Below are 23,120 nucleotides of genomic sequence, written 5' to 3'. Positions count from 1 at the left end.
CTGGAGGACCGAACCGTTTAATGTTGAAAAATTATCGGATGACTTGTGTTTAGGGGTGAAAGGCCAATCAAGCCGGGAAATAGCTGGTTCTCCGCGAAATCTATTGAGGTAGAGCGTCAGATGTATGCCGATGGGGGTAGAGCACTGGATGGGCTAGGGCTGCGCGAGCGGTACCAAACCTAACCAAACTCCGAATACCATCGAGTCTTGTCTGGCAGACAGACGGCGGGTGCTAAGGTCCGTCGTCAAAAGGGAAACAGCCCTAACCTACAGCTAAGGTCCCCAAGTCATATCTAAGTGGGAAAGCATGTGGGAATCCCAAAACAACCAGGAGGTTGGCTTAGAAGCAGCCATCCTTTAAAGAAAGCGTAACAGCTCACTGGTCTAAATAAGGGTTCCTGCGGCGAAGATGTAACGGGGCTAAAGATATGCACCGAAGCTTAGGGTTGCAGTTTACTGCAGCGGTAGCGGAGCGTTCCGTAGGCGAGTGAAGCGGGAGGGTAACCGACCGTGGACGTATCGGAAGTGCGAATGCTGACATGAGTAGCGACAAACAGGGTGAGATACCCTGTCGCCGAAAGACCAAGGGTTCCTACGCAATGCTAATCAGCGTAGGGTGAGCCGGCCCCTAAGACGAGCCCGAAGGGGGTAGTCGATGGGAACCACGTTAATATTCGTGGGCCTGAAGATGTGTGACGGATCGTGGAAGTTGTGTGGCCTTATTGGATTGGTCATGCAGCCAAGCGGTTCCAGGAAATAGCCTCTTCATATAGACCGTACCCGAAACCGACACAGGTGGTCAGGTAGAGTATACCAAGGCGCTTGAGAGAAGTATCCTGAAGGAACTCGGCAAATTGCCTCCGTACCTTCGGAAGAAGGAGGCCCCATCTTAAGGCAACTTTTGGTGGGGGGCACAGGCCAGGGGGTAGCGACTGTTTATCAAAAACACAGGACTCTGCTAAGTCGGCTTCAAGACGACGTATAGGGTCTGACGCCTGCCCGGTGCTGGAAGGTTAAGAGGAGGAGTGCAAGCTCCGAATTGAAGCCCCAGTAAACGGCGGCCGTAACTATAACGGTCCTAAGGTAGCGAAATTCCTTGTCGGGTAAGTTCCGACCTGCACGAATGGCGTAACGACTTCCCCACTGTCTCCAGGATATGCTCAGCGAAATTGAATTCTCCGTGAAGATGCGGAGTACCCGCGGTTAGACGGAAAGACCCCGTGCACCTTTACTGCAGCTTCAGAGTGGTATTAGGAAAGAGTTGTGTAGCATAGGTGGGAGGCTTTGAAGCGACGGCGTCAGCTGCCGTGGAGCCATAGGTGAAATACCACCCTGCTGTTTTCTGATATCTAACCTCGCACCGTTATCCGGTGTAGGGACCCTCTGTGGCGGGTAGTTTGACTGGGGCGGTCGCCTCCTAAAGAGTAACGGAGGCGCGCGATGGTAGGCTCAGGACGGTTGGAAACCGTCTGTTAGAGTGCAATGGCATAAGCCTGCCTGACTGCGAGACTGACGAGTCGAGCAGAGACGAAAGTCGGTCATAGTGATCCGGTGGTCCCTCGTGGAAGGGCCATCGCTCAACGGATAAAAGGTACGCCGGGGATAACAGGCTGATGATTCCCAAGAGCTCATATCGACGGAATCGTTTGGCACCTCGATGTCGGCTCATCACATCCTGGGGCTGGAGCAGGTCCCAAGGGTTTGGCTGTTCGCCAATTAAAGTGGTACGTGAGCTGGGTTCAGAACGTCGCGAGACAGTTTGGTCCCTATCTGCCGTGGGCGTCGATACTTGAAAGGAGTTGCCCCTAGTACGAGAGGACCGGGGTGAACATACCTCTGGTGTACCTGTCATCCTGCCAAGGGTGCCGCAGGGTAGCTATGTATGGACGGGATAACCGCTGAAAGCATCTAAGCGGGAAGCCTCCCTTGAGATTAGGTATCTTTGAACCGTGATAGACCATCACGTTGATAGGCCGGGTGTGGAAGTGCAGTAATGCATGGAGCTAACCGGTCCTAATAGTTCATATCATGCTTGAGAGTTCGCACTGTCAACGACAGGCCTGCCCTATGGGTAAGCAAGTCTTTGTGGTGGAGAATACCTCCAGCCAGATACGCCCTTTACCACTCACCCAAGTGAGTGTGCATCGATTTAAAAACCCGCATCCACTGGCCCCATTGCTTGGTGGCCATAGCGTCTGTGACCCACCCGATCCCATCTCGAACTCGGCCGTGAAACCAGACAGCGCCGATGGTACTGTGTCTTAAGGCACGGAAGAGTAGGTCGTCGCCAGGCATTGAAGCCAGTGGGAGCGGGTATAACCCATTCACAAGTCATAGGGCTGTCCTGCAAGGGCGGCCCTTTTGGCGTCTCTAGAGTTTTAATCTGGGACGCGCGCCAAACGGATCCACAGGATCCGCAAGGCCGACCGGCCGCCCACAGCGCTTAGCGCGAGGGACGCCAGACAAACGGTTTATCGCGGGATGGAGCAGCCCGGTAGCTCGTCAGGCTCATAACCTGAAGGTCGTTGGTTCAAATCCAACTCCCGCAACCAAATAAATCAAGGCCTTAGCAGAAACGCTGAGGCCTTATTTTTATTTTTGGATCAAATTTGGGTCAGTAAAAAATAAGAATGCCCAGCAATTCACAGTGTATCCATCCGGTGAAACGTAAGCGATGTCCCGAGCCCACCTTGCGCGGTTGATGTGAAGCGCCGAGTTTCCACGCCCGGTTAAAGGGTGAGGTGGTGCCGATTTTCTGGACAGGATGGTAAGCTAATCCCGACCTGATGGATTGGTACGGGAATGAAGACGACGAGAAAGCGCTACAGCGCCGATTTCAAAGCCAAGGTGGCGCTGGAGGCGATCCGGGGTGACCTGACGCTGGCGGAGCTTGGCAGCCAAGCATGGCGTGCACCACACGATGATCGCGTTCTGGAAGCGGCAAGCCATCGATGGGATGGCGAGCACGTTCTCCGGGGCTGGCGATCCTGCCAGGGTTGCCAGCGAGAGCGAGGTGGAAAAGTTGCACGCCAAGATCGGGCAACTGGTGGTGGAGCGGGATTTTTTAGCGAAGGCCTTCGGTCGATGAGCGTGGACCGGAGGCGGGCGATGGTCGAACCTGCTCACCACCGCCTGTCGATCTCGGCTCAGTGCCGCCTGCTGCGGATCAGCCGCTCATCTTATTACTATGCGCCGGTGCCGGAAACGGACGAAACGCTGGCGCTGATGACGGTGATCGACACGACGTTCCTGGACTGCCCATGGTATGGCAGCCGCCAGATGGCGCGGCATCTTCGGCGCAATGGCCGTGATGTTGGTCGTCGTAGGGTGCGGCGGTTGATGGCGAAGATGGGGCTGACGCCGATCTACCAGCGGCCGCGCACGAGCGATCCGCACCCGCAGCACCGGATCTATCCATACTTGCTGCGCAAGCTGACGATCGAGCGGCCGAACCACGTGTGGTGCGCCGATGTGACATACATCCCCATGCGTCGGGGCTTCCTCTACCTGGTGGCGATCATGGACTGGGCGACCCGCAAGGTGCAGGCCTGGCACCTGTCGAACACGATGCCAGAAAACCTGGGGACGCTGGCTTCTGCGTCGCAGCGCTGGAGGAGGCACTGGCCCGGTTCGGCAGGCCGGAAATCTTCAATACGGATCAGGGCAGCCAGTTTACCAGCTTTGCCTTCACAAGCGTGCTGCGCGAGGCCGAGGTCCGCATCAGCATGGATGGCCGGGGCCGGTGGATGGACAATGTCTTCATCGAGCGACTCTGGCGCTCTCTGAAGTACGAGTGCGTCTACCTGCATGCCTTCGAGACCGGTTCCGAGCTGCGGGCTGGCCTTGGCCGGTGGATCACCTATTACAACACCCAGCGTCCGCACTCGGGCCTGGCCGGGCGAACCCCGGTCGAGGCCTATCGGCGGATCGGGCAATCAGATCATGGGGGGGCATGCCCCCCATGATCTGATGATCAAACAGGCGGCATGAAAGACAACCGGGATTAGCTTAACTCAGCCGCCAAACTGTCCAAGAAGGCGGGACCACCTCACTATGCCCGATGTTTCCAATTTGACCCTGTCCGGGGCGCGCCCCGGACAGGGTCAAACAAACGAAGTGGGGAATTTTCAAATGTCACTTCTGGGGCATTTTAATCTGCCAGCGACAGATCGGCACCGGGCGCGGATGTGTCCTGCTTATGTCGAGGGGCTGATTGGCCTCGGGGACCGGGCCCTAGCGTTTTTGCTTCGACCTGAGCGCCAGACCCATGCCCAGCAACGCCAGCGCCGCGCCGCTCGCGGTTAGCCACGTCCAGCGATAGCCTTCGAACAAAGTCGACAGCAGCATCGCCACGCACACGGTAACAATGGCATTATAGGCCGTGCGCCCCGCGCCGATCTCGCGCACCAGATTATAGTGCAGTGGGAAGGTCACCACCGACCCGATCAGCGCCAGATAGGCTGTCCCCGCCCAGAACTGCCAAGCCTGCGGCACCGCCGGAGGAGGGCCAGCGGTCAGCAGTGCAAATCCAAGATCGAAGATCGTGCCATAAAGCATCGCCCAGGCCAGCAGGCTGACCATCGGCACTGCGCGTCCGGTGGTATTGGCCTGCACCACATTGGCAATTGATGCTGCCAGCATCCCGCCAATCGCCAGCATGATCCCAAGGCCGACATTGCCGTCCAGCGGAGCCGCGCGCCATTCGTGCACCAACAACATTGCCACCCCAGCAATCGCGACAAGGCTACCGCCGATAAAGCCGCCTTGCACCTTTTCGCCGATGAACACCCGCGCAAACACCGCGTTGGGCACCATCAGCAGCGCGAACATCACCGCGACGATGCCCGAGGTGATGTGCGCTTCGGCATGGTAGACGAACAGGAAATTGCCGCTGAACTGCGCGATGCCGACACCGAGCGCCAACAGATGTTCGGCCCGGCCCAGCCTCAGTCGGTTGCACATCACCATAGCCAGCAAAAACAGCGCTGGGGTCGCCAGCAGGAAGCGGTAGAATACGCTCCACGCCGCAGGCACTCCGTCGATCTGTCCCGTAATCACAAACCATGTCGATCCCCAGATCGTGCCGGTCAGCATGAACGGGATCAGCACCTTGGGGCTGAGTATTGAGGGGCCGAAAGTCGTCGGCGCGGGGGCTGACGTCATAGTGAGGCGATGGCCTTGCCAAGCGCCTGCGCGTCCTCAGTTCGAGTATTCCACGCGGTGACGAAGCGGGCGGAATCGGCGCCCCAATCGTAAAAGGCGAAATCCTGCGCGCGCAGAGCGGCGCGTTCAGCCTCGCTCAATCGCACGAACAGTTCATTAGCCTCAACCGGGTGAAGCAGCCGGTCGCCGCAACCTGCCGCCACTTCCTGTGCAGCGGCATTGGCGTGCACGGCATTGGCAAGCCACAAGTCACCATCCAGCATCGCAAGGATCTGCGCGGCGAGATAGCGGCCCTTGCATTGCAGGTGCCCCGCGCGCTTGCGGCGATAGCGAACTTGCATGGCGGCTTCGGGTTCGAACAGCACCACCGCCTCCGCGCCCATCCCGCCGTTCTTGATGAACCCGAAGGAAAGACTGTCGACCGGGCCGCTAGCTGCGCGTGCCGCATCTTCTGCGCTGCCGCCAAGGAAAGCTGCCGCATTGGCAAAGCGCGCTCCGTCCATGTGCAGACCAAGCCGCCGTTCCTTCGTAAACACACCCAGCGCCGCCAGTTCGGCAGCCGTGTAGGTGCGACCATATTCGCTCGCCTGCGTGATCGCGATGGCGTGCGGCTGCACTTGATGCACATCATTGCGGATCGGATCGATCAGCGCGGCTATGCCTTCCGGCGTCAGCTTTGCGCCATCGCCGTCTGCCAGCATCAGCTTGGCACCGTGGAGAAAAAATCCCGGCGCGCCGCCTTCATCGACCTCGATATGTGCCTCGCGGTGGCACACCACCCCGCCGTGGGGGGCGCACATCGTCGCCAGCGCAAGGCAGTTGGCTGCTGTCCCGGTCGCCACCCACAGCGCGGCGCATTCACGCCCGAACAGCGCCGTAAAGCGTGCGTCGAATTCTCCTGACAGCGAATCGCCATCATAGGGATTATCCGGATGGTCGGCTGCACGCATCGCCTCCCACAATCGGGGGTGGACGGCGGCGGCATTGTCCGACAGGAAGGGCTTGGCAAGGGTCATGGGACAACGCCTCTAATGTGCCACGCGGCCATGGCAAGCGGCCAGACATACGGTCAACGCAAGCGGGAGAAACGGCCAGTGGTCGAGGAAACCACAGAACTCACCATCACCCATCATGTTCAAGGGCAGGGTGGATGCTATTTAGCGGTGGTGCGCAATTCTTCGCACGAGGCCTATCTTCAGTGGGAACCAGGCGGCGTGCAGGCGGGCAAGGAAGTGCGTATCGCCGCGCATACCGTGGTGCCGCGCGCGATCGGCGGGCGCGGGGTGGCGGCTGCGCTGGTGATGCGAATGGTCGCGGATGCACGGCGGCAGGGTTTCCTGATCCGTCCGGATTGTTCCTATGTCGCCGCCAAATTTGCCGCCAACCCCGATTGGTCCGTGTTGAAAGCCTGATCAAGCGGCGCATCGATCTGCGAATAATCAGTCGCGGCGATGGTATCGAGAATGCTGGCGCGCAATATTCGAGCCGTTTTCAATGGCATGCCGGGAATTGAAAAACTGCCGCCAGCCAGTCCCAGATGCATAGTGGCATAGCCACGCCAGCGGGCCAGCGGTCCCTGCGCGATTTCCACCGAGTGCAGTTTTTGCCGGGTCGAAATCCGGCTGGTGGGTGACATGAGCCCGGTGGTGGAGAAAATCTGTTCTGGATCAATCGCATGACGCCGGAACTCCCACGCATAAAGTTGCGCCCCGGCCATCACTACCGCCAGGCCAAGCGGGATCAAGGCCACACTAAGAGGCGCCAAGACCGCCCCTAGAATCGCCGCCACGACAAACGGCAGCGCGCTGATGATCGCCGTGTCATCGCGGTGACGTCGGCTGGCGCGGTGCCAGTCGATCCGCTCATCAGGCAAGTGGAACCCTGCCGCCGCTACGATTGGCGCGATCTCGTCCATCTGCGCAAACGGGGCGACGACGTGGCTTTCATGGCCGGCATCCTGCGCCAGGCTCACGAAGCTCAAACCGTGCCAGCCAAACCGATAGCGCATAAACCCGGTGCCGATCACCAGCGCCTGCACCCGGTGCGCTGGCATCACCACATCGGTGCGGGTGAACAAGCCGCGCTGTCGCCGGAATCCGCGTGCGCTGCGGGTAAGGGTGAACCCCCAATCGCGCGCAAAGGTTCGCAGGATGCCGGTTGCCAGACCGATCAGCGCCAATCCGAACAGCCCGGCGGTCGCGCCCGCCGCCTGCGCGTAAGGGCCAAGGCTGGCAATGGTGCTGCCCTGTTCCTCCAGCCAACCGCGCCACAGATCGCCGTTCCAGATGTCAATATCGGTGACCATGTCGGCATATTGCAGCAGGCCGCCCAGCACCGCGAACACCGCGAGCGAGAATTCAAACAGGCCAAAGCGCAATAACCGCCTTGGCCCCATTGCGAACAGCACGTCGCCTTCATCCGCGCCTTCATCCGCGTCGCCCGATGAAGATGCCGCTGGGTTGGTGCTCGTAGCAGCCTGTTGCCCATCATCGCGGCGTTCGCGCACCAAGTGGCGCAGGCGCTCGCCCTCGGCGGCGGTGAGGTATGTTAGCGCGAGGTCTTCGCTCCCACCCGCTCCGGTTTCAAATTTGACCGCGACCAGGCCCAGCAGACGTGGAAGCAGCTTGGCTTCCAGGCTGACATCCTGAATCCGCTCATAGGGAACCGAACGCGCCGAACGGCTCAGCACGCCGCTTTCCACCCGGATATCCTGTTCGCCGATGGTATAGGTCAGCCGCCGCCAGGCGATATAGCTGAACAGCGTCCCGATAATCGCCGCCGCCACAACAACCCCGATGGCGACCAGCATCCGGCCCGCACCGCCAATCCCGGAAAACGCAACCGCGATCGCCGGAATAATCGCGCTGCGGATGCTTCCGATTGCGCCCAAAACAACGCTGATCGGCGCGGTTCTATGCGGCTGGATCACAGGCTCTCCCGCCGGATATGGGCGCGGATCTCTTCGCGCATTTCCCTTGCGCGCGCCTCTTCCAGTCCGGGCAATGCCACGCTGGCATTGTGATTGCCCGCAGTGTGAAGCGTCAGCGTGGCGATGCCGAAAAACCGTTCGAGCGGGCCTTGATGCACGTCGATATGCTGCACCCGGCTGAACGGGACTACCGTGTCCGAACGCCACAGCAAGCCGCGCACCACCCGCAGCCGGTCCGCGCTGATCTGATACCCGCGCGCATGGTAACGCCGCGCCGGGATGCGGATGATCAACGCCAGTGCAATCAGCAGCACCGGTCCGGCAATGATCCCGCTGGGGAAGGCCGCCTGATCGCGAAAGGCCGTCTCCAGCACCAGCGATCCTATCAGAAACGGAATCGCGGCCAGTGCTGCCTGCACCCGCAGCGCGTGAGCGTAATTGGGGTGCAGTCTGGTAAGCTCGCCCTCGTCATCGGACGGCTGATCGACAGGGGTTGGCGCAGATGATTTATCCATGGTGGTTTACTTGCGCAATACAGCGCACCCGCGCAAGCGCTTTCGTTCACACCTGACGACAACCACCGTTCGGTCTGTTGCATTCCTATGACGTGTCGCTAGGCGAGGCGGATCACCTGCCATCGGGGATTCGCGCGCCATGAAGATCATGTCCGGCAATTCGAACCTGCCGCTCGCCCGGGCCATCGCGGCCTATCTCGAAATGCCGCTCACCGATGCCAGTGTGCGGCGGTTCTCAGACGAAGAAATATTCGTTGAAATCCATGAAAACGTGCGCGGTGAAGACGTGTTTGTCGTCCAGCCGACCAGTTTTCCGGCCAATGATAATCTGATGGAATTGCTGATCTGCATCGACGCGCTGCGCCGCGCCTCGGCCAAGCGGATCACGGCGGTGGTGCCCTATTTCGGTTACGCCCGGCAGGATCGCAAGCCGGGGCCACGCACGCCGATTTCGGCCAAGTTGGTGGCGAACCTGATTACCGAGGCAGGGGCAGACCGGATGCTGGCGGTCGATCTGCATGCGGGGCAGATTCAGGGTTTTTTCGATATTCCGACCGATAACCTCTATGCTGCGCCAGTGATGGCAGCGGATATTCAGGCGCGGTATGGCGATCAGGATCTGATGGTGGTGTCGCCCGATGTCGGCGGGGTGGTGCGCGCGCGCTCGCTCGCCAAACGGCTCGACAACGCGCCGCTGGCGATCGTCGACAAGCGCCGTGACCGGCCGGGCGAAAGCGAGGTGATGAACATCATCGGCGACGTTTCAGGCCGGCACTGCATCCTGATCGACGATATGGTCGATTCGGGCGGCACCCTGTGCAACGCGGCCGAGGCGCTGCTCGAAAACGGTGCAAAGTCGGTCGCGGCCTATATCACCCACGGGGTGTTGTCGGGCGGCGCGGTGGCGCGGATCAACGGGTCGCGCCTTAAAGAGCTGGTGATTACCGATTCGATCCGGCCAACCGAAGCCGCCGAAGCATCAGACCGCATCCGCATCCTGCCGATCGCCCCACTGGTGGGCGAAGCGATCCGGCGGATTGCGGATGAAAGCAGTGTGTCGAGCCTGTTTGATTAGTTCGTCATTGCGAGCCGAAGGCGAAGCAATCCATGGCCAGACATCGCGGCAGATGCGGCGGCGGTTCATGGATTGCCGCGTCGCTTCGCGCCTCGCAATGACGGATAAGGAACCCCATGGCTGGCATTGTAAATGACCGATAACGACCTCGCCCTCGCCCTGCGCCTCGCCGATCTTGCCGGGGCGGCGATCCGTCCGCTGTTTCGCGGCCAGTGGAGCGAGGAGCGCAAAGCCGACCGCTCCTTCGTCACCGAAGCCGACCGCGCTGCCGAAGCCGCGATGCGGCGGCTGATCGAGGCCGAATTCCCCCGCGACGGCATCATCGGCGAGGAATATGGCATCCGCAACGAAGGCGCAGGCCGTCAATGGGTGCTCGATCCGATCGACGGCACCACCAGCTTCATCGCCGGACGCCCGATCTTCGGCACGCTGATCGCGCTGTTGCAAGATGGCTGGCCGGTGCTGGGCATCATTGACCAGCCGATTGCGGGTGAGCGCTGGGTCGGGAGGATCGGCCAGCCGACTCTGTTCAACGGCAAGCCCGCTCAGGCCCGCCCGCTCAAGGAACTGTCCGACGCGGTGCTCGCTACCACCAGCCCGCACCTGTTCACCAATGAGGAGGCTGACGCTTTCATGGCGGTCGCCAAGCAGGTGGCGGAAAAGAAGATTATCTACGGCGGGGACTGCTACAATTACGGCCTCGTCGCATCCGGCCATATCGACGTGGTGATCGAGGCGGGGCTGAAGCTTTATGACTACGCCGCGCTCGTTCCGGTGGTCGAAGGCGCGGGAGGGATAATGGCCGACTGGCAGGGCAACCCCTTGGATGCGGCAAGCGACGGCACGGTGATCGCACTGGGCGATCCGGCGCGGCTCGAAGATGTGCTTGAGGCGATGGGGTAGGCCGCCAGCGGGCCTTTTCGTCATGCGACCCCGTGCCCTCATCACGGCGGCGAAATGTTGCTCCGGTCGCTGATCCGGTGCCCGCTACGACAGCGCCGCGTCCGGCAATTCGCTGAGCGCTCTGATACCGAACAATAATGGCGCCGCGCCGCCCGATCTTGCGATCTTGTAAGCGGCGCGGCCCCGACCAGCAGCAGGGGTTGGGGGGGTAGCTGCTGGTTAACTGGAACGTTCGCTATAAACCGGCAATAGGTTACAACGCTGGCGTCCACGCGCGATTGGCAAAAGCTGCATCGAGTTCGGTGTGGAATATATGGTTGGAATAGTTCGAAATAACCTTGGCACTGATTGCCAGAATAATACCGAGAATGTGCTGCTCGGTATATCCCGCGGCGAGAAAGGCCTGCGCCTGATCGGTGGTCGGATTGCCGCGGCTTTCGGTCATGATATGCGCAAATTCACGCAAGGCTTCGAGCTTGGCATCGGCAATCGGACGGCCATCGCGGATCGCATCGGTCACTTCGGCTGGCACCTTGGACATCTTGTCGGCGACAAAGCTATGCGCCGCGACGCAATAATGGCAGCCATTGAAGCGGCTGATCGCCAGCAGAACCACTTCCTGTTCGACAGGGGTGAAGCCCGCTTCGGCGCGGAACAGTGTATAGCCGTGGCTATAGGTGTCCAGCAGCGCGGGCAGGTTGACCATCGCTCGGTACATGTTGGGCAACATGCCCATTTTTGCTTCGATTTGTGTCAAGGGAGCGCTGATCGCAGGATCGGCATCATCCGTCCCGCGCAGGGGCAAGCTGGTCTTGAATGTGTCGGGCATTGTATTTCCTTTCGTCAGGTTGAGCGGCGCGAGGCATTAGGAATGATCGTTCCAAACGAGGCAGCAATAAATCTCGATCAGATCAGTGATTTCAAAACGCCGTCGCGAATGGTGGTTAGGGTATCGGCGTCAGGGCGGCTGCGGATCATCACCAGCATGCCCAGCATTGCTGCGAGCGCCTGATGCGCGAGCTGCCCAGCATCCCGATCGGCAGCAAACGCGCCATCTTGCTGTCCCTTGCGGATCATCGCGAGGAAGAAGGCTTCGATATCGTCCTGGGCGGCGTTGACCAGTTCGGCGATTTCGCTGTCATGTGCTGCCAGTTCAAGCGCGGTGTTGACGATGAAGCAACCCCAATTGCCCTGCGGCACCTTGGTCTGATCAATGAACCGGTCAAACACCGTCGTAATCGCTTCGGCAGGCGGTTGGGATGCGCCGAGCTGTTCAAACATCCGGCGCCTAATATCGATGTCATATTTCTTGAGTGCACTGAGAAATAGCGCCCGCTTATCGCCGTAAGTCGCGTAGATGCTGGCCCGGTTCACCCCGGTGGCCGTTACCAGATCCTGCATCGAGGTAGCTTCGTACCCACGCGCCCAAAACACCTGCATCGCCCGGGTCAGCGTCGTTTCAACATCGAAGTTCTTTTCCCAAGGCATGGCAGGCAGATAGTATGTCTGGAACGATTGTTCAAGACAATTCTTGCCCAACAAATGCTGGCAGCTTTATGAGGATTCTGGCGCGGAGTGCTATTGCCCTGGGTCCAAGCGTCCAAGAGCGGGTTTGATTCTGCCTCAACACCCTTGCCTTTCCACCCCTTCCCGCCTATCCGCGCGCACTTCACTGACACGAATCAATCAGCCAGCCTGGCGACAAGGGCTGCCATGGCCGGTTCCGACGTGTCTCTTACAGGAGATGAAAATGCCCAAGCTGAAGACCAAGAGCGGTGTGAAGAAACGCTTCAAAATCACCGCCACCGGCAAGGTCAAGCACGGCGTCGCTGGCAAGCGTCACCGTCTGATCAGCCACAATGCGAAGTATATCCGCCAGAATCGCGGGACATCGGTACTGTCGTCGCACGACACGCCGACGATCAAGAAATGGGCGCCCTACGGGCTGGATTGATGCTGCAGGCCTGATGGCCAGCGCGTCCTCAAGATAAGGATATACTGATATGTCTCGCATCAAACGCGGTGTTACCACCCGCGCCAAACACAAGCGGATTCTCGACCAGGCCAAGGGCTATCGCGGTCGCCGCAAGAATACCATCCGGGTCGCCCGTCAGGCGGTCGAAAAGGCCGGGCAATACGCCTACCGCGACCGCAAGGTTAAGAAGCGCACGTTCCGCGCCCTGTGGATCCAGCGCATCAATGCGGCTGTCCGCATGGAAGGCCTGACCTATTCGCAGTTCATGCACGGCATCAAGCTGGCCGGGATCGAACTCGACCGCAAGGCGATGGCCGATCTTGCCATGAACGAAGGCGGCGCGTTCAAGGCCGTGATCCAGCAGGCCAAGGCCGCGCTGCCCGCCTGATTGGTCGCAAGGCGGACTGACTAGCCCGCCTAGAGTAGAATCGAATTATGGCGAGCCTGTGAAAAGGCTCGCCTTTTTCGTGTCCACTTGTAGAAATGCGCCAACAGCCTTGTTAGACTGCGCTATTACGCGCAATCTGTAATTCATGGGGGATAGGTTTGATTCACGCGTGATAGGAGGCCGTCTGCCGCTTGCAGGTTACCGGCTGCACGCGGAATTCCGCGAACCGCCCGCGCAGTTCGAGGGGTGTTTTACCACCTTCTACCATCTTGCCTTGGATCTGGATGATCCGGCCTCTCCCCTTACCGATTACCTCCAGCCCGAATGGGGCAATATCCGTTTCTTCTGTGGCAGTGCACCTGATGCCGAGATTGGCGCAATTCGCGTCAGCGGTGCCCCCTTCGTTGCGACGGGGCCAAGCGCGCTGCCATGCCGGTTTACACTGGGGCCGGTGCGGATGTGGGGTGTGGGCTTCCTTCCGCTGGGATGGGCGCGGTTCATGCGATCCGATGCGCGCAGCTGTGCTAACATCATCTGCGACGGCGCGGCGCATTTCGCCTTTCAGCACTTTGCCGGACTGACCGATACGCTATGCAATCCGCAGGCCAGCATGGACGAACAGTTCGATGCGATCGTCAACGCCATGACGCAGATGATGCGCCCCACCCGCGACGATGCCCGCATTGCCCGCGTGCACCGCGAGTTGGTCAATAGCGAGCACGCCTCCGTGCGCGATCTGGCCGATTCCTGCGCGATGAGTATTCGCATGCTGGAACGGTTGTCGACGAAATATTTCGGCTTTTCGCCCAAGCTGCTGATGCGCCGCCAGCGGTTCATGCGCAGCCTCACCACTTATATGCTCCATCACGGTAGCCACTGGACCGAGGTAATGGATGCACATTACCACGATCAGGCGCAATTCACCCGCGAGTTCCACGAATTCATGACCATGAACCCAAGTGAATATGCCGCGCTTGACCACCCGATTCTGAAATCGTTCATGGAAGCCCGCGCGCGGATGTGGGGCAGCGCGGCCCAAACGCTGGACGCCGCGCCGCCGCCCTGACGTCAACCGCGACAGGTTCTTTGCAAAACGTGCGATTTGCGGCTAGCGGGCCGGGGGAAAACTCCGCTTGCGAAAACTCTTAGGGCCATGACCGACATCACCAACCAGACACAGGCCGCGCTGGCCGCGATTGCTGCAGCGACGAGCCTTGACGCGCTTGAGGCGCAGCGGCTCGACACGCTCGGCAAAAAGGGCTGGGTCAGCCTCGCGCTCAAGACGCTGGGCGGGATGAGCCCGGAAGAGCGCACTGCGGCTGCGCCTGCGATCCAGACTGCGCGTACGGACATTGCTGCGGCGCTGGATGCGCGCAAGGCGGCGTTGGAGACTGCGGAGCTTGAAGCCCGGCTAGCGCGCGAGACAATTGATCTGACGCTGCCCGCCGCGCCTGCGCCGCGCGGTTCGGTGCATCCGGTCAGCCAGGTGATGGATGAGCTTGCCGAAATCTTCGCTGATCTCGGCTTTGCGGTCGCCACCGGGCCGGAAATCGAGGACGACTGGCACAATTTCACCGCGCTCAACATGGACGAAACGCATCCGGCGCGGGCGATGCACGATACATTCTATTTCCCGGACCGAACGAGCGAAGGCCGGGAGATTCTGCTGCGTACGCACACCTCGCCGGTGCAGATCCGTTCAATGCTGGCACAGGGCGCGCCGATCCGTCTGATTGCGCCGGGGCGGGTCTATCGCAGCGACAGCGATGCCACCCATACGCCGATGTTCCATCAGGTCGAAGGGCTGGTCGTGGGCCGCGACATTCACTTGGGCCACCTCAAATGGACGCTGGAGACCTTTTTCAAGGCGTTCTTTGAGCGCGAGGATATCGTGCTGCGGCTGCGCCCGTCATACTTCCCCTTCACCGAGCCAAGCGTCGAGGTTGATGTCGGTTACTCCACCGAAGGAGACCGCCGCGTGGTCGGTGGGCACGGCGATGCGCCGGGCCATGCGTGGATGGAATTGGGCGGCAGCGGGATGGTGAACCGCCGTGTGCTAGAATTTGCCGGAATTGATCCCGATGAATATCAGGGCTTTGCCTTCGGCCTCGGGATCGATCGGATTGCGATGCTGAAATACGGAATGAATGATCTGCGCGCCTTCTTCGATGGCGACCCGCGCTGGCTGGCGCATTACGGTTTCAGCCCGTTCGATCAGCCGACGCTGTCCGCCGGTGTAGGAGCGCGCGCATGAAGTTCTCGCTCACCTGGCTTAAGGATCACCTTGAAACCACCGCCACGGTCGCGGAAATCTGCGATGCGCTGAACGCCATCGGGCTTGAGGTTGAAGGCGTCGAAGACCCGGGGGACAAGCTCGCCGGTTTCCGCGTCGCCCACGTGCTGACCGCCGCGCGCCACCCCGATGCTGACAAGCTGCAGGTGCTCACCGTCGATACCGGAGAGGGCGATCCGTTGCAGGTCGTGTGCGGCGCGCCCAATGCCCGCGCGGGGATGAAGGGCGTGCTAGGCCTGCCCGGAGCGGTTGTCCCGGCCAACGGCATGGTGCTGCGCAAGAGCGCGATCCGCGGGGTCGAATCCAATGGCATGATGTGCTCGGTCCGCGAGTTGGAACTGGGCGAGGACCACGACGGGATCATCGAATTGCCGGACGACGCGCCGGTAGGGAAGAGCTTTGCCGATTACCATGGTGCGTCCCCGGTGATCGAGGCCGCGGTGACACCCAACCGGCCCGATTGCATGGGTGTTTACGGCATCGCCCGCGATCTTGCGGCGAAGGGGCTGGGGACGCTGAAGCCGATTGCGATCCCTGCGTTTTCAGAGCGCGGTGATTGCCCGGTGGAAATCCGCACTGACGATCCGGAAGGCTGCCCGGCGTTCTATGGCCGGGTGATTACCGGCGTCACCAATGGCCCCTCGCCCGATTGGTTGCAGGCGCGCCTGAAAAGCGCGGGCCAGCGCCCGATTTCGCTGCTGGTTGACCTCACCAACTACCTGATGCTCGCCTTTGGCCGTCCGGCGCACATCTATGATCTTGCCAAGCTTTCGGGCTCGGTGGTGGCGCGGCGCGCCCGCGCGGGCGAACAGGTGCTGGCGCTCAACGAGAAAACCTACACGCTTGATGACAGCATGGTGGTGATCGCCGACGACGCCCAAGTCCACGATGTCGCCGGGATCATGGGCGGTGAGGATTCGGGGGTATCGGAAACGACCACAGACGTGCTGCTCGAAATCGCTTATTTCGATCCGGTGCGTATTGGCGCAACGGGGCGTAAGCTGGGGCTGGCGTCGGACGCGCGCATCCGGTTTGAACGCGGGGTCGACCCGGATTTTCTGGACGATGGGCTTGACCTGCTCACCGGGTTGATCGTCGAACTGGCGGGCGGAACTCCAACCGAGACCGTGCGCGCCGGTTCACCGCCGAGCGCCGCGAAGGTGATCGCCTTTGATCCGGGCTTGACGCTGCGCCTCGGCGGGGTGGATGTGGCTGTGGGCGAACAACGCCGCATCCTCGAAAGGCTCGGCTTCACTGTCAGCGCGGGCTGGCAGGTCACCTGCCCGCTGCGCCGCCATGATATCGAAGGCGCTGCCGATCTGGTCGAAGAAGTGGTGCGCATCCACGGGCTCGACACAGTGGCAAGCGTGCCCCTACCGCGCACCGAGGGTGTGGCAAGACCGACCGCGACTCCGCAGCAAAAGCTGGAACGGGGCTTGCGCCGAGCCGCGGCGGCGAGCGGGTTGAACGAAGCGGTCACGTGGAGCTTCCTGCCCGAATGGGCGGCGGAACATTTCGCCATTGATGATCAGGCGCTGTGGGTGCTCGCCAATCCGATCAGCGAAGACCTGAAGGCGATGCGTCCTTCCTTGCTGCCCGGCCTGCTGATCGCTGCCAAGCGCAACGCCGATCGCGGCGCGCCCGGCTCGCGCCTGTTCGAAATCGGGCGGCGCTATTTCCATGCGCAGGATGGCCTCAGCGATGAAAGGCCGACATTGGGCATCGTGCTGGCGGGCGAGAAAACGCCGCGCGGATGGAAGACGGGCAAGGCGCAGAGCTTCGACGCTTATGATGCCAAGGCACTGGCGCTCGAATTGCTCGAAGCGGCGGGCGCTCCTACCGCCAATCTGATGGTGATGGGCCCTGATTCCCTTGGGCCGGGGCCGCAGTTCCACCCCGGCCAGTCGGCCACTCTGCGGCTCGGCCCCAAAACCGTGCTGGCGCGGTTCGGGATGGTGCATCCGGCAACCCTGAAGGCGTTTGACGTTGATGGGCCGATTGCCGCGGTCGAACTGTTCCTTGATGCGATCCCGGCGCGAAAAAACGCGGCCTTCGCCCGACCCGGCTTCACTCCGCTCGCCTTGCAGGCAGTGACGCGCGATTTTGCTTTTCTGGTGCCTGAGGCGCTGGCCGCGGGCGATCTGGTGCGCAGCGTGCAGGGCGCGGACAAGGCGGCAATCACAGCCGTGCGGGTGTTCGACGTGTTCGCAGGTGCGGGCGTGCCCGAAGGCCACAAGTCGCTCGCCATCGAAGTCACGCTGCAACCGGGTGAGACCAGCTTCAAGGATGCGGAACTGAAAGCCATCGCCGAAAAGGTGATCGCTGCCGCCGCCAAGCTGGGTGGGGAGTTGCGCGGATGAAAACGGCGTTTGTCACCGGTGCCACCGCCGGAATCGGCCTTGCCACGGTCCGCACGCTGGTCGCGAACGGCTGGCGCTGCGTCGCGACCGGTCGGCGGAAGGAGCGACTGGATGCGTTGGTGGCAGAGTTGGGGGCTGACAAGGTCCACCCCGCCTGCTTTGACGTGCGCGATACCGCCGCGCTCGACGCTGCCCTGGCAGGCTTGCCCGAGGATTTCCGCGACATTGATCTGCTGGTCAACAATGCCGGCCTCGCCCAAGGCCTCGCACCTGCTCAGAATGCCGATCTGGATGATTGGCACACCATGATCGACACCAACATCACCGCGATGGTGGTGCTGACCCGCAAGCTGCTGCCCGGTCTGATCGCGCGCAAGGGTGCGATCATCGCGATCGGTTCGGTTGCGGGGAGTTACGTCTATCCGGGCGGCAATGTCTATGCGGGGTCAAAAGCCTTCGCCAACCACTTCACGCTCGCCCTGCGGGCCGATCTGCACGGCACCGGGGTGCGCGTCACCAGCATCGAACCCGGCATGGTCGAGACCGAATTCACCGTGGTGCGCACCGGCAGTCAGGAGGCTTCGGACAGCCTTTATCGCGGTGTCAATCCGATGACCGGACAGGACATCGCCGACACGATCCTGTGGATCGCCAGCCTGCCGCCGCATCTCAACATCAACCGGATCGAACTGATGCCGGTCAACCAGGACTTCGCGGGCTTCCGCGTCGCACGCGATCCCGTATGACATCTAACCGCCGCACCTTCGCGATCATTTCGCACCCTGACGCCGGGAAAACCACGCTCACCGAAAAGCTGCTGCTGCAGGGCGGCGCGATCCATCTTGCCGGTGAGGTCAAGGCGCGCGGCGCGGCGCGGCGGGCGCGGTCGGACTGGATGAAGATCGAACAGCAGCGCGGCATCTCGGTCACGTCGTCGGTGATGACGTTCGAGCGCGCCTTCGATGATCTGGGGGGCATCGTCTTCAACCTGCTCGACACGCCGGGGCACGAGGATTTCTCGGAAGATACCTACCGCACGCTGACCGCCGTGGATTCCGCCGTGATGGTGATCGACGCAGCCAAGGGGATCGAACCGCAGACCCGCAAACTGTTCGAGGTGTGCCGATTGCGGAGCGTGCCGATCATCACCTTCGTTAACAAGGTTGACCGCGAAGGCCGCGATCCGTTCGAAACGCTCGACGAAGTGGCAGATATGCTGGCGCTCGATGTCTCCCCGCAGATGTGGCCAATCGGGATGGGCGGCGAATTTGAGGGCATTCTCGATTTCGCCAGTGGCGAAGTGAGCCGCCCCGAAGGCCCCAGCCGCGAATTTCTGGGCAAGCGTGAGGCGGATGCCGTGATCCCGGAACGCTTCGCTGACGAGATTGAATTGGCGCGCGGCGGCTATCCTGAATTTGACCTTGAGGCCTTTCGCCACGGCGACTTGACCCCGGTCTATTTCGGATCGGCGCTCAAGGATTTCGGCATCATCGAATTGATCGATGCGATCGCCCGCTATGCCCCGCCGCCGCGCCCGCAGCCTGCGGGGGAGGAGCAGATCAGCCCGGACCGCGACGAAGTTACCGGCTTCATCTTCAAGGTGCAGGCCAATATGGACCCCAACCACCGTGACCGTATCGCCTTCATGCGGCAGGTATCGGGCACCTTCAAACGCGGCATGAAGCTGACCCCGTCAGGGCTGGGCAAACCGATTGCGGTGCATTCGCCGATCCTGTTTTTCGCGCAGGATCGTGAAATCGCCGATACCGCAGAGGCGGGCGACATCATCGGCATCCCCAACCACGGCACCTTGCGGGTGGGTGATACGCTGTCAGAACGCAATCAGGTGCGCTTCACTGGCCTGCCCAATTTCGCGCCCGAAATCTTGCGCCGGGTGCAATTGCGCGATCCGACCAAGACCAAGCAATTGCGCAAAGCGCTCGACGATCTTTCTGAAGAAGGCGTGATCCAGGTGTTTCATCCCGACATCGGATCGCAGCACATTGTCGGCGTGGTCGGGCAGTTGCAATTGGAAGTGCTGATTTCGCGGCTTGAGGCCGAATACAAGGTCGAAGCCGTGCTCGAACCATCGCCCTTCGCCACCGCGCGATGGATCAAGGGCGATGAAAAGGCCTTGGAGGAATTCGCCGGGTTCAACCGCGCCAACCTCGCGCGGGATCGCGATGGCGATTACGTGTTCATGGCGAAAAGCCCGTGGGACGTGAGCTATCAGGTCGAAAAGAATCCCGAGCTGACCTTTTCGGCCACCAAGGAGCGGTGAAAACCTTTCCCCGCTTGCCCTGAGCTTGCCTGCCCCGGCGCAGGCCGGGGTCGAAGCACTGTTTTGCCTGCGTTCGGCGTGATCCTCAAGAAAGACGGCCCTTCGGCAAGCTCAGGACGAACCGGTATTGGGGCCGGGTCTTGCCCAATCGCGCCCATTTGGCCAAAGCATAACCCATGCACCACACTGGCCCTACATCGCAGACCTTCATCTCTCAGCGCCTTCGGTTGAATTACCTCGATTGGGGCGGCAGGGGAAAACCTCCCTTGGTGCTGGTGCACGGCGGGCGTGATCATGCACGTTCGTGGCACTGGACGGCGGAGGCGCTGCGCGAGGATTACCACGTCATCGCGATGGATCATCGCGGGCATGGCGATAGCGATTGGGTGTCCGACGGGGTCTATTCAGCGGGCGACATGGTCTATGATCTGGCGCAGCTGATCCATCAGCTGGGTGTCGGCCCGGTGCGGATGGTGGCGCATTCGATGGGCGGCAATGTCGCGCTGCGTTACGCCGGCGCCTTCCCCGACATGCTGAGCAAGCTGGTCGCCATCGAAGGGCTTGGCCCCTCGCCTGAAGCGCGCGCGAAACAGCGCGCAGTGCCTTATCCCGAACGTCTCGCCGAATGGATCGAGAAGAAGCGCAAGGCCGCCGGGCGCACCCCGCGTAAGTATGACAGCATCGAAGCCGCGTTCGCGCGGATGATCGAGGAAAACGCCTACCTCACCGAGGAACAGGCGCGGCATCTGACCGTCCACGGCGTCAACCGCAACGAGGACGGCACCTATAGCTGGAAGTTCGACCCGCACCTCAATGTCTGGCCGGTCGAGGAAATTGCCGACGAATTCGTCGAGGCGCTGTGGGGTGCGATCACTTGCCCGACGTTGCTGCTCTACGGCGCTGATAGTTGGGCCTCCAACCCGGCGAAGGACGGGCGGATCGGGCATTTTCAGACGGCCAGAGTGATCGAGTTCGAACAAGCCGGCCACTGGCTGCATCACGATCAGTTCGACCGCTTCATCGCCACTTTGCGCGATTTTTTGTGATCGATTCGCAATTTGTGCCTAAGAAATATACATGCGCCTAATTATTAGGCAGGCATTTTTCCGCAGGTGCGAAGAAACCAGCTGATTCCGCTGCATCAGCCCCACTAAGCAAATATGGCACGCTTGTTGCTGTGTCCTGATTGGCCGGAACGATCCGGTGCAACAGGGGCCACAGATGAAGTTCATCATCGCCATCATCAAACCATTCAAGCTCGACAGCGTTCGTGAGGCGCTGGGCGGGATTGGTATCGCCGGAATGACCGTGACCGAGGTCAAGGGGTTTGGTCGCCAGAAGGGCCAGACCGAAATCTACCGCGGGGCCGAATATTCCACCAACATGCTTCCCAAAGTGAAGCTCGAGATCGCTGCGAGCGACGATATCGCCGCGCAGGTGGTCGAAACCATCCAGCAAACCGCCAACACCGGCGCAATCGGCGACGGCAAGATCTTTGTGTTCGATCTCGCCTCCGTCACCCGCATCCGCACCGGCGAAACCGGCGAAACCGCGCTGTAAAGGGACCAAGCGATGAAGCGTATTTTCCTCAATTTGGCGGCGTTGCTGACCGGTGCGGTCGTGCTGGCCGCACCGGCGTTTGCCGCTCCGGTGGCGGAGGCCGCCGCAGCCGCTGCCGAAGCCGCGCCTGCCGTTCCCAACCCTGGCAATAACGCCTGGATGATGACCGCGACCATCCTCGTGCTGCTGATGATCCTGCCGGGCCTCGCGCTGTTCTACGGCGGGCTCACCCGGTCGAAGAACATGCTATCGACCATGACGCAAATCGGCGCGACTGCCTGTCTCGCCATGCTGATCTGGGTGATGTGGGGCTACAGCCTCGCGTTTGGCGATACGGTTTACGAAGGTACGCTGGGCCTGTTCGTCAGCGGGGGCAGCTATTTCCTGTCTGGCACTGACGCCAGCAGCACGGCGGCGACTTTCACCGATGAAGTCATCAGCAAATATGTCTTCATCAGTTTCCAGATGACCTTTGCCGCGATCACCGCTGCGCTGATCCTTGGCGCGACGGCGGAGCGGATGAAGTTCAGCGCGGTGATGGCCTTCGTGCCGATCTGGCTGACGATCGTCTATTTCCCGATCGCACACATGGTGTGGGCAGGCGGCGGGCTGATGTTCGAAGACGGCGCGCTCGATTTCGCTGGCGGCACCGTGGTGCACATCAACGCCGGTGTTTCGGGCCTCGTGCTGGCCTATCTGCTGGGCAAGCGTCGCGGCTATCCGTCGGAACCAATGCCGCCGCACAGCCTGGTGATGACGATGATCGGCACCGGCCTGCTGTGGGTGGGCTGGTTCGGGTTCAACGCAGGGTCGGCGCTTGAGGCTGATGGGTCGGCGGGGCTCGCCATGATCAACACCTTCGTCGCCACCGCAGCGGGCGCGCTGACCTGGATGGTGATTGAGCGCGCTGCGGGCCACAAGGGTTCGGCGCTGGGCTTTTGTTCGGGTGTGATTGCCGGGCTTGTGGCGGTCACTCCGGCGGCGGGTAACTCTGGCCCGTTTGGTGCGATCCTGCTCGGCATTGTTGCCTCGGCGGTCTGCTATGTCTTCGTTGCCAAGGTGAAGGCCAAGTTTGGCTACGACGATTCGCTCGATGCTTTCGGCATCCACGGGATCGGCGGCATCGTCGGCGCGATTGGCACGGCGGTGGTATACCAGCCGTTCCTCGGCGGCCCCGGCGATGGTTCGACCGCGCTTGGTGTGCAGCTCGGCATCCAGATCAAAAGCGTTCTGATCACCATCGGCTGGGCCGGGATCGGCACCTTGATCGCTGCCGTCCTTGTGAAGCTGACCATTGGCCTGCGGGTCGATGAAGAAGCCGAAGTCAACGGGCTCGACATCTCTGAACACGGGGAGCGCGCCTACAACTAAACCTTCTCAACCAGTTTGGCGGGGGGAGGCTCTCTCCCTCTCCTCTCCCCCCGCCTCAATCCGTTCCTCCTGCGAACGAACAAACTTGCAATGGCCGGAGCGGTGAAAACCCTCCGGCCTTTTTTTGTATTACGACCGCGCCTCCGCGTGGTCGTCCTTGGCGCGTGTCCGGCGCTGCGCACCGGAGCGCCTGCGGCTCGCGCGCGTGCGCTCGCGGCCCTTTGGGCCGTTTGGGACTTAAATGGCGCGCGCTGAATCGGTCGCGCAGCGACCGCAAGGCCGACCGGCCGCCGCGCCCTATGGCGCG

The 23,120-nt window shown here is 61.3% G+C and carries 19 protein-coding genes, 1 tRNA gene, 2 rRNA genes and 1 pseudogene (1 of these 23 running past the window's edge); 17 read left to right on the top strand and 6 right to left on the bottom strand.

The genetic code is table 11. The features are described from left to right. The 4 genes and pseudogenes from ABIE62_RS04280 to ABIE62_RS04265 all read left to right on the top strand — a co-directional run. Positions 1-2,037 (top strand): 23S ribosomal RNA (locus tag ABIE62_RS04280) (it extends 753 nt beyond the left edge of the window). A gap of 141 nt (positions 2,038-2,178) precedes the next feature. After that, a 5S ribosomal RNA gene (gene rrf, locus ABIE62_RS04275) occupies positions 2,179-2,293 on the top strand. A 182-nt stretch (positions 2,294-2,475) separates the two neighbouring features. Next, a tRNA-Met gene (locus ABIE62_RS04270) sits at positions 2,476-2,552 on the top strand. 250 nt (positions 2,553-2,802) lie between these two features. Further along, positions 2,803-3,990 (top strand): annotated as a pseudogene (locus tag ABIE62_RS04265) (IS3 family transposase). A 243-nt stretch (positions 3,991-4,233) separates the two neighbouring features. On the opposite strand, the gene ABIE62_RS04260 reads toward ABIE62_RS04265, so the two are convergent. Both ABIE62_RS04260 and ABIE62_RS04255 read right to left on the bottom strand, forming a co-directional pair. After that, the gene (locus ABIE62_RS04260; protein ID WP_354323852.1) at positions 4,234-5,163 is read right to left on the bottom strand and encodes a DMT family transporter; all 930 of its coding nucleotides are present in this window, start codon (positions 5,161-5,163) and stop codon (positions 4,234-4,236) included. Next, positions 5,160-6,179 carry a threonine aldolase family protein gene (locus ABIE62_RS04255; protein ID WP_354323850.1) on the bottom strand — a complete coding sequence of 340 codons (1,020 nt, stop codon included), beginning with the start codon at positions 6,177-6,179 and terminating at the stop codon, positions 5,160-5,162. The genes ABIE62_RS04260 and ABIE62_RS04255 overlap by 4 nt, the downstream gene beginning before the upstream one ends. A 30-nt stretch (positions 6,180-6,209) precedes the next feature. On the opposite strand from ABIE62_RS04255, the gene ABIE62_RS04250 reads away from it, so the two are divergent. Continuing rightward, a complete protein-coding gene (locus tag ABIE62_RS04250; protein ID WP_354323848.1) occupies positions 6,210-6,575 on the top strand; it encodes a GNAT family N-acetyltransferase in 366 nt (121 codons plus the stop codon). On the opposite strand, the gene ABIE62_RS04245 is transcribed toward ABIE62_RS04250, so the two are convergent. Together ABIE62_RS04245 and ABIE62_RS04240 are read right to left on the bottom strand one after the other, a co-directional pair. Then, entirely contained in the window at positions 6,521-8,092 is a 1,572-nt protein-coding gene (locus ABIE62_RS04245) for a PH domain-containing protein (protein WP_354323846.1), read from the bottom strand. The genes ABIE62_RS04250 and ABIE62_RS04245 overlap by 55 nt on opposite strands. Then, on the bottom strand, positions 8,089-8,607 hold the full coding sequence (locus tag ABIE62_RS04240) for a PH domain-containing protein (protein ID WP_354323845.1): 519 nt from the start codon (positions 8,605-8,607) through the stop codon (positions 8,089-8,091). Before ABIE62_RS04240 ends, ABIE62_RS04245 begins: the two co-directional genes overlap by 4 nt. Before the next feature lie 139 nt (positions 8,608-8,746). On the opposite strand from ABIE62_RS04240, the gene ABIE62_RS04235 reads away from it, so the two are divergent. Next, positions 8,747-9,682: a ribose-phosphate pyrophosphokinase gene (locus ABIE62_RS04235; RefSeq protein ID WP_354323843.1), complete on the top strand. Its 936-nt coding sequence runs from the start codon at positions 8,747-8,749 to the stop codon at positions 9,680-9,682. A gap of 132 nt (positions 9,683-9,814) precedes the next feature. Further along, positions 9,815-10,585 carry a histidinol-phosphatase gene (gene hisN, locus ABIE62_RS04230; RefSeq protein WP_354323841.1) on the top strand — a complete coding sequence of 257 codons (771 nt, stop codon included), beginning with the start codon at positions 9,815-9,817 and terminating at the stop codon, positions 10,583-10,585. 253 nt (positions 10,586-10,838) lie between these two features. Here the strand turns inward: hisN and ABIE62_RS04225 are convergent, their stop codons facing one another. Both ABIE62_RS04225 and ABIE62_RS04220 read right to left on the bottom strand, forming a co-directional pair. After that, positions 10,839-11,414: a carboxymuconolactone decarboxylase family protein gene (locus tag ABIE62_RS04225; RefSeq protein ID WP_354323840.1), complete on the bottom strand. Its 576-nt coding sequence runs from the start codon at positions 11,412-11,414 to the stop codon at positions 10,839-10,841. 77 nt (positions 11,415-11,491) lie between these two features. Next, positions 11,492-12,073 carry a TetR/AcrR family transcriptional regulator gene (locus tag ABIE62_RS04220; protein WP_354323838.1) on the bottom strand — a complete coding sequence of 194 codons (582 nt, stop codon included), beginning with the start codon at positions 12,071-12,073 and terminating at the stop codon, positions 11,492-11,494. Positions 12,074-12,335: 262 nt separating this feature from the next. Here ABIE62_RS04220 and rpmI point away from each other — a divergent pair, with 262 nt between their 5' ends. From rpmI to ABIE62_RS04170, 10 genes are all read left to right on the top strand, one after another. Next, the gene (gene rpmI / locus ABIE62_RS04215) at positions 12,336-12,539 is read left to right on the top strand and encodes a 50S ribosomal protein L35 (RefSeq protein WP_354324094.1); all 204 of its coding nucleotides are present in this window, start codon (positions 12,336-12,338) and stop codon (positions 12,537-12,539) included. Between the two features lie 49 nt (positions 12,540-12,588). After that, the gene (rplT, locus tag ABIE62_RS04210; protein WP_354323836.1) at positions 12,589-12,948 is read left to right on the top strand and encodes a 50S ribosomal protein L20; all 360 of its coding nucleotides are present in this window, start codon (positions 12,589-12,591) and stop codon (positions 12,946-12,948) included. Positions 12,949-13,093: 145 nt separating this feature from the next. After that, positions 13,094-14,014, top strand: coding sequence for a helix-turn-helix domain-containing protein (locus ABIE62_RS04205; RefSeq protein ID WP_354323834.1), 921 nt, complete (start codon positions 13,094-13,096; stop codon positions 14,012-14,014). An 87-nt stretch (positions 14,015-14,101) separates the two neighbouring features. Next, positions 14,102-15,202 (top strand): phenylalanine--tRNA ligase subunit alpha, encoded by a 1,101-nt coding sequence (pheS, locus tag ABIE62_RS04200; protein ID WP_354323832.1) that lies wholly within the window; start codon positions 14,102-14,104, stop codon positions 15,200-15,202. Beyond that, entirely contained in the window at positions 15,199-17,601 is a 2,403-nt protein-coding gene (gene pheT / locus ABIE62_RS04195; protein WP_354323831.1) for a phenylalanine--tRNA ligase subunit beta, read from the top strand. Before pheS ends, pheT begins: the two co-directional genes overlap by 4 nt. After that, complete coding sequence (locus ABIE62_RS04190; RefSeq protein WP_354323829.1) at positions 17,598-18,347, top strand: SDR family NAD(P)-dependent oxidoreductase; 750 nt, start codon at positions 17,598-17,600, stop codon at positions 18,345-18,347. The genes pheT and ABIE62_RS04190 overlap by 4 nt, the downstream gene beginning before the upstream one ends. Continuing rightward, complete coding sequence (locus tag ABIE62_RS04185; RefSeq protein ID WP_354323827.1) at positions 18,344-19,882, top strand: peptide chain release factor 3; 1,539 nt, start codon at positions 18,344-18,346, stop codon at positions 19,880-19,882. The genes ABIE62_RS04190 and ABIE62_RS04185 overlap by 4 nt, the downstream gene beginning before the upstream one ends. Positions 19,883-20,058: 176 nt before the next feature. Continuing rightward, a complete protein-coding gene (locus ABIE62_RS04180; RefSeq protein WP_354323825.1) occupies positions 20,059-20,928 on the top strand; it encodes an alpha/beta fold hydrolase in 870 nt (289 codons plus the stop codon). 175 nt (positions 20,929-21,103) lie between these two features. Further along, complete coding sequence (locus ABIE62_RS04175; RefSeq protein ID WP_354323823.1) at positions 21,104-21,442, top strand: P-II family nitrogen regulator; 339 nt, start codon at positions 21,104-21,106, stop codon at positions 21,440-21,442. Positions 21,443-21,454: 12 nt separating this feature from the next. Continuing rightward, a complete protein-coding gene (locus tag ABIE62_RS04170; protein ID WP_354323821.1) occupies positions 21,455-22,813 on the top strand; it encodes an ammonium transporter in 1,359 nt (452 codons plus the stop codon). Positions 22,814-23,120: the final 307 nt, after the last annotated feature.

Origin of the sequence: Porphyrobacter sp. MBR-155 (genome assembly GCF_040547625.1) — a bacterium.
In the GTDB taxonomy this organism is placed as follows: Bacteria; Pseudomonadota; Alphaproteobacteria; order Sphingomonadales; family Sphingomonadaceae; genus Erythrobacter.
The sequence above is the reverse complement of the archived record's forward strand: the minus strand, read 5'-3'. Positions and strand labels throughout refer to the sequence as shown.

Bases quoted from the DNA above. Each gene is read 5' to 3' on its own strand.
- ABIE62_RS04205 (WP_354323834.1), top strand. From the start codon at position 13,094: ATGGGGGATAGGTTTGATTCACGCGTGATAGGAGGCCGTCTGCCGCTT.
- ABIE62_RS04260 (WP_354323852.1), bottom strand. From the start codon at position 5,163: ATGACGTCAGCCCCCGCGCCGACGACTTTCGGCCCCTCAATACTCAGC.
- rpmI (WP_354324094.1), top strand. From the start codon at position 12,336: ATGCCCAAGCTGAAGACCAAGAGCGGTGTGAAGAAACGCTTCAAAATC.
- ABIE62_RS04235 (WP_354323843.1), top strand. From the start codon at position 8,747: ATGAAGATCATGTCCGGCAATTCGAACCTGCCGCTCGCCCGGGCCATC.
- pheS (WP_354323832.1), top strand. From the start codon at position 14,102: ATGACCGACATCACCAACCAGACACAGGCCGCGCTGGCCGCGATTGCT.
- ABIE62_RS04220 (WP_354323838.1), bottom strand. From the start codon at position 12,073: ATGCCTTGGGAAAAGAACTTCGATGTTGAAACGACGCTGACCCGGGCG.
- pheT (WP_354323831.1), top strand. From the start codon at position 15,199: ATGAAGTTCTCGCTCACCTGGCTTAAGGATCACCTTGAAACCACCGCC.
- rplT (WP_354323836.1), top strand. From the start codon at position 12,589: ATGTCTCGCATCAAACGCGGTGTTACCACCCGCGCCAAACACAAGCGG.
- ABIE62_RS04190 (WP_354323829.1), top strand. From the start codon at position 17,598: ATGAAAACGGCGTTTGTCACCGGTGCCACCGCCGGAATCGGCCTTGCC.
- ABIE62_RS04180 (WP_354323825.1), top strand. From the start codon at position 20,059: ATGCACCACACTGGCCCTACATCGCAGACCTTCATCTCTCAGCGCCTT.
- ABIE62_RS04225 (WP_354323840.1), bottom strand. From the start codon at position 11,414: ATGCCCGACACATTCAAGACCAGCTTGCCCCTGCGCGGGACGGATGAT.
- hisN (WP_354323841.1), top strand. From the start codon at position 9,815: ATGACCGATAACGACCTCGCCCTCGCCCTGCGCCTCGCCGATCTTGCC.
- ABIE62_RS04185 (WP_354323827.1), top strand. From the start codon at position 18,344: ATGACATCTAACCGCCGCACCTTCGCGATCATTTCGCACCCTGACGCC.
- ABIE62_RS04250 (WP_354323848.1), top strand. From the start codon at position 6,210: ATGGCAAGCGGCCAGACATACGGTCAACGCAAGCGGGAGAAACGGCCA.
- ABIE62_RS04175 (WP_354323823.1), top strand. From the start codon at position 21,104: ATGAAGTTCATCATCGCCATCATCAAACCATTCAAGCTCGACAGCGTT.
- ABIE62_RS04170 (WP_354323821.1), top strand. From the start codon at position 21,455: ATGAAGCGTATTTTCCTCAATTTGGCGGCGTTGCTGACCGGTGCGGTC.
- ABIE62_RS04240 (WP_354323845.1), bottom strand. From the start codon at position 8,607: ATGGATAAATCATCTGCGCCAACCCCTGTCGATCAGCCGTCCGATGAC.
- ABIE62_RS04255 (WP_354323850.1), bottom strand. From the start codon at position 6,179: ATGACCCTTGCCAAGCCCTTCCTGTCGGACAATGCCGCCGCCGTCCAC.